General features: G+C 74.3%; 4 protein-coding genes. 2 read left to right on the top strand and 2 right to left on the bottom strand.

Going from position 1 to position 5,450, the window contains the following annotated elements:
- Positions 1-120 precede the first annotated feature (120 nt).
- Positions 121-1,308, bottom strand: a complete 1,188-nt coding sequence (locus tag ACIQOV_RS25640; protein WP_401052239.1) for an acyltransferase family protein — start codon at positions 1,306-1,308, stop codon at positions 121-123.
- A gap of 206 nt (positions 1,309-1,514) precedes the next feature.
- Between ACIQOV_RS25640 and ACIQOV_RS25635 the strand changes: the two genes are divergently transcribed.
- Together ACIQOV_RS25635 and ACIQOV_RS25630 are read left to right on the top strand one after the other, a co-directional pair.
- Positions 1,515-2,987, top strand: a complete 1,473-nt coding sequence (locus ACIQOV_RS25635) for an MFS transporter (RefSeq protein ID WP_401052237.1) — start codon at positions 1,515-1,517, stop codon at positions 2,985-2,987.
- A complete protein-coding gene (locus tag ACIQOV_RS25630) occupies positions 2,984-4,048 on the top strand; it encodes an SGNH/GDSL hydrolase family protein (RefSeq protein ID WP_401052235.1) in 1,065 nt (354 codons plus the stop codon). Before ACIQOV_RS25635 ends, ACIQOV_RS25630 begins: the two co-directional genes overlap by 4 nt.
- Positions 4,049-4,204: 156 nt before the next feature.
- On the opposite strand, the gene ACIQOV_RS25625 is transcribed toward ACIQOV_RS25630, so the two are convergent.
- A partial coding sequence (locus tag ACIQOV_RS25625) for an ATP-binding cassette domain-containing protein (RefSeq protein WP_401052233.1) occupies positions 4,205-5,450 on the bottom strand: 1,246 nt, incomplete at its 5' end.

Genomic DNA, 5,450 nt, shown 5'->3' with positions numbered 1-5,450 from the left:
GGTAGGCGGTGAGGTCCTGGTCGGTCATCGGTCTGCCTCTCGGTGGGATCGCCGGGGTCGTGGTCCGGCGGTCGTGGTTCCGGTCGTGGTTCCGGTCGGGGTGCGGGTGCGGGCGCGTGATCAGGTGGTCGGGGCTTCGGTCAGGCGGCCGGTGTCCGGGTCGGGGGCGGGCGCCGGGCCGCTCGGGGGGCTCGGGGGCGTGGCGCCGGTGGGGCGCCGGCGGGGTGCGGCGAGCAGCCGTACGGCCGGGAGCTCGACGTACCGGTGCAGGAGCCCGGCGAGCAGCCAGGCGGCGGTGAACGCGCCGAGCAGCAGCGCGGCGGCGACCGGGGTGGTGAAGGTCCGTCCGGCGCCGAGGGCGCGGTGGCCGTGGTCCAGGATCAGCCGGTGGACCAGGTAGAAGGCGAAGGTCCAGCTGCCGAGGGTGACCAGCGGCCGGGAGGTGAGGAAGGAGCGCCGGCCGGCCACGTCCCGGGCGGCGAGCGCGGGCAGCAGCAGGGCGATCGGGACGATCGCGGGGGTGGTCAGCCCCCACAGGAACGGCAGCTGCTTGGCCAGGAGTTGGGCCGGGATCAGGAGCAGGGCGGCGGGCAGGGCGCCGATCGGCAGCCGGCGGCCGGTGAGGACGATCCGGGCGAGCAGGATGCCCAGCACGAACTCCAGCAGCCGCACCGGCGGGAACACGTAGACGAACCAGAACTGCCACACCGAGCCGGAGCCGAAGGGCAGCGGCGGACGGTCCGGCAGCAGGGCGGAGGCGGCCGGGACGAGCAGGACCGCGGCGATCACCGCGGCGGTCCAGGCCCAGAGCCGTTCGGGGCGGATCTTCCGGATCCAGTGCACCAGCAGCGGGAAGGCGGCGTAGAAGAAGATCTCGCAGGAGATCGACCAACTGACGTCGTTGAGGCTGGAGAAGACCTCGCGGTCCGGGTTCCAGGTGTGCACCAGGAACAGGTTGGGAACGGCCTGGCGGGCGGTCGCGGCGTGGCCGGCCACGGCGAGCAGCACCAGTGCGGCGGCCCAGGTGAGCACGTGCAGCGGGTAGATCTTGGCGGCCCGGCGGCGCCAGAAGCCGCGGGCACTGTGGTCGGGGCGTGAGCCCCAGGTGATCACGAAGCCGCTGAGGACGAAGAAGCAGCTGATCGCGGTCCAGGCGCCGTTGGCGACGAGCCAGGCGTAGGCGTCGGCGACCCCCGCGTCGCCGAACGGTTTCTCCATGTCCGCGTGGAAGGCGAAGACCGGGACCACGATCAGGAATCTGACGCCGGTGAGCGAGGGCAGGCGGGGACGTCTGACGGATTCGGGCATGGGTGGGCAACTCCCCCGTGGGTAGGGCCGATATTTCTAAGGTTCGGCAATTATCAAACAATAGGAAGTCAACTCGCGGAGACGCAAGGGGTGTTGGGGGTCGCGTGGCGCGGAGATTGTTTGACGCTAGATGATTTGACTGCTACGTTCAGCCCACTTGATTGAGATGCAGACGATTGTCTGCCAGATGGATTGGGAGAGGGCCGATGCCGGACACGGCGCCCCGCACCCTCGGCGCGCACAAGGGGTTGGCACTCCTGGTGCTCTGCGCCCAGCTCTTCCTCGACTCGATGGACGTCTCCCTGATGGGGGTCGCCCTGCCGGAGATCAAGCAGGACCTCGGCCTCGGGCCGGAGACGCTGCAGTGGATCATCTCCGGCTACGCCGTCGCCTACGGCGGCTTCCTGCTGCTCGGCGGCCGAGCCGCCGACCTCTTCGGCCGGCGCCGGCTGTTCTTCTGGGCCACCGCCGTGTTCGCCCTCGTCAGCCTCGCCGGCGGGCTCGTCTCCGACGGCACCCTGCTGGTCGTCAGCCGCGTCATCAAGGGCGTCGCCGCCGCCTTCATCGCCCCCGCGGCGATGTCGATCATCACCACCACGTTCAAGGAGGGCCCCGAGCGCACCCGCGCGATGGGCATCTTCTCCCTCACCGGCGCCAGCGGCTACGCGGCCGGCCTGGTGTTCTCCGGCGTCCTGACCGAAGTGCACTGGCGGCTCATCTTCTTCGTCCCCTTCGTCGTCGCCTCGCTCGTCCTCGCCGTCACCAACTACGCCGTCGCCCCCGACCAGGCGCGCACCGGCGAACGGCCCGGCTTCGACGCGGCCGGCGCGCTCACCGCCACCGCCGGCGTCCTGCTGCTCGTCCTCGGACTCGTCCGCGCCCCCGAAGCCGGCTGGGGCTCCGCCGCCACCCTCGGCTCGCTGATCGCCGCCGTCGTGCTGCTGGTCGTCTTCGTGGTCATCCAGCAGCGCCGCACCGACCCGCTGCTGCCACTGCGGATCTTCCGCTCGCGCACCCTGTCCACCGCCAACACCGTCGGCCTGGTCTGGGCCTGCGCCACCATCGGCTGGCAGTTCATCGCCCTGCTCTACCTCCAGCAGGTGCTCGGCTACAGCGCCCTCCAGGCGGGCCTGGCGATCGTCCCGATGGCCGCCGCGATCCTGCTCGCCGTCAACCTCGCGCCCAAGCTGATCAACCGCTCCGGGCTGCGCCCGGCGGCCGTCCTCGGCCTGCTCCTCCAGGGCGGCGGCATCCTGCTGTTCCTGCGCACCGGCACCGACAGCAACTACCTGAGCGTCCTGCTGCCCGCGCTGATCGTGCACGGGCTCGGCAACGGCACCAGCTTCCTCGCCTTCAACATCGCCGCGGTCGGCGGCGTGAAGAACGAGGACCAGGGGCTGGCCACCGCGCTGGTCACCGCCGCCCTCCAGCTCGGCGGCGGCATCGGCGTCGCCGTCGGCGCGGCGGTGCTCACCGGCGTCGGCGGCGCCTCGCCCTCGCTCTCCGCGTACCACTGGGCCTTCCTGGTCGCCGCGCTCTTCTCGGCCGTCGGGCTGGTCGCCGCCGCCCTCGGGCTGGGCGCGCCGAAGGGCGGGGACGCCGCGCAGGCGCCGCCCGCCGAGGATGCGCCCGCCGAGGCGCAGGCCCTGGCCGCCGATCTCCAGGAGGGCCGGGCGTGACCGCCACCCGGCCCGCCGCCGCCACCGCCGCCACCGCCGCCACCGCCGCCACCGCCGTCGAACGCCTCACCCCGGACGACCCCCGGCTCTCCTGGGACGGCATCAGCGGCCTGGCCCGGCACGAGGACCGCTGGATCCCGCTGCGCCTGCCGCTGGACCGGGTGGCGACCACCCTCTCCGCCGACTTCGCCCGCCTCGCCCGACTCCCGGCCGGCGCCCGCTTCGGCCTGCGCACCGACGCCGTCGAACTGGTCCTGGAACTGGACGCCGAACCCGGCAGCGCGCCGTTGGACGTGGTGGTGGACGGCGTCGTCGCCCACCGGTGGCACCCGGTGCCCGGCCGCCACCGGCTCGCCCTGCCGCTGCCCGCCGGCGCGAACGGCCCGGCCGAGGTGGAGATCTGGCTGCCGCACCTCAGCCGCACCTGGATCGGCCGGCTCTCGCTGCACGGCCACCGGGTGCTGGAGCCGCTCGAACGCACCGGCCCGCGCTGGATCGCGTACGGCAGCTCGCTCACCCACGCGATGTTCCCGCACGGCCCGTCCGAGAGCTGGGTCTCCCTGGTGGCCGTCCGGCACGGCTGGCGGCTGCGCAACCTCGGCTTCGCCGGGGAGGCGTACCTGGACCCGCTGGTCGCCCGCGTCCTGCGGGACACCCCGGCCGAGCTGATCACCCTGGAGATCGGCACCAACGCCTACATCCGCAGCGTGTTCACCGCGCGCAGCTGGGGCTCGGCGGTGTGCGGCTTCGTCGAGACCGTCCGCGACGGCCACCCCGACACCCCGATCGCGGTGATCGCCGCGCTGCCCTCGGTGGAGCGGGAGAAAGCGGTCAACGCCGCCGGGCTCACCCTGGAGGGCATCCGGGAGCTGACCGGCGAGGCGGTCCGGGTGCTCCAGCGGCTCGGCGACCGGCGGCTGCACCTGGTCGACGGCCGCGAGGTGCTGCCCATCGCCGAGGCCGACCGGGTCTACGCGGACGGGCTGCACCCGACCCCGGACGGCGAGCACGACCTCGCCGACCGGGCCGCGCCGATCCTCCGGCGGTTCCTGCCGGGCTGACGCCCGGCTCCTGCCCGCCCGGCGTCCGGCTCTTGCCGGGCCGACGGTCGCACCCGGCCGGGCTGACGTCGCACCCGGCCGGGTTGGCGTCCGGCTCCGAACGACGGTGCCCCGACGGGACGTTCCCGCCGGGGCACCGCCGTCTGCCGGGGCCCGTCAGACCGCAGCGGTCCGTGCGGGCAGCCGGGGCACGGCCGCCAGCAGCTGCCGGGTGTACGGGTGCTCGGGGGAGCGGAACACCCGCTCGGCCGGGCCGTACTCGACCGCCCGGCCGTCCTTCATCACCAGCACCCGGTCGCTCACCTGGCGCACCACCGCGAGGTCGTGCGAGATGAACAGCATCGCCAGGCCCAGCTCGGCCCGCAGCCGGGCCAGCAGCTCCAGCACCTGCGCCTGCACCGAGACGTCCAGTGCCGACACCGGCTCGTCGCAGACCAGCAGCCGCGGCCCGGTGGCCAGCGCCCGGGCGATCGCCACCCGCTGGCGCTGCCCGCCGGACAGCGAGCGCGGCCGCCGCTCCAGGTGCTGCTCGCCGAGGCCCACCTGGGTCAGCAGTCCGACCGCCCGCTCCCGCCGCGCCGCGCCGCGGGCCACCCCGGCGACCGCCAGCGCCTCGGCCAGGATCCGCCGGACGGTGAAGCGCGGATCGAAGGAGGCCAGCGGGTCCTGGTGGACCAGTTGCACGGCGGCCCGGGCCGGACGGCGCTCGCGCTCGGGCAGCGCGCTCCACGGGCGGCCGTCCAGCAGCACCTCCCCGGCGTCCGGGGCCAGCATGCCCATCACCAGCTGGGCGGTGGTGCTCTTGCCGGAGCCGGACTCGCCGACGATGCCCAGGGTCTCGCCGGGCGCGAGCGCGAACGACACGTCGGCGACCGCCTCCCGCAGGCCGCCGTCCGGGCTGCGGTAGCGCTTCACCAGGCCCCTGGCGGTGAGGAGCCGGTCCTGCTTCTGCTCCTGGTCCTGTTCCTGCTTCCGCTCCTGCGCGTCGGCCGCCGGGGCCGGCCCCGGCCGGTCCGGATCGGGCGCGGCCGCCAGCAGCATCCGGGTGTACGGGTGCTCGGGTGAACCCAGCACCCGGTCGGCCGGTCCGCTCTCCACGATCCGGCCGTCCTTCATCACCGCGATCCGGTCCGCCAGCCGGGCCACCACCGCCAGGTCGTGGCTGATCAGCAGCAGGGCCGTCCCCTCGGCCTTCAACTCGCCGAGCAGATCGAGCACTTGGGCCTGCACCGTGACGTCCAGCGCGGTGGTCGGCTCGTCCGCGACCAGCACCCGCGGCCCCGCCGCCAGCGCGGAGGCGATCAGCGCGCGCTGACGCAGCCCGCCGGAGAGCTGGTGGGGGTACTGCCGGGCCCGTTCGGCCGGCTCCGGAACCCCGACGTCGCGCAGCAGCTCCTCGACC

This window comes from Kitasatospora sp. NPDC091257 (genome assembly GCF_044757675.1).
GTDB classification, from domain to species: Bacteria; Actinomycetota; Actinomycetes; order Streptomycetales; family Streptomycetaceae; genus Kitasatospora; species Kitasatospora lactacystinica.
This window is presented reverse-complemented; position numbering and strand designations above follow the sequence as displayed.

Coding starts and splice junctions, on each gene's coding strand:
- ACIQOV_RS25635 (WP_401052237.1), top strand. CDS start 1,515: ATGCCGGACACGGCGCCCCGCACCCTCGGCGCGCACAAGGGGTTGGCA.
- ACIQOV_RS25640 (WP_401052239.1), bottom strand. CDS start 1,308: ATGCCCGAATCCGTCAGACGTCCCCGCCTGCCCTCGCTCACCGGCGTC.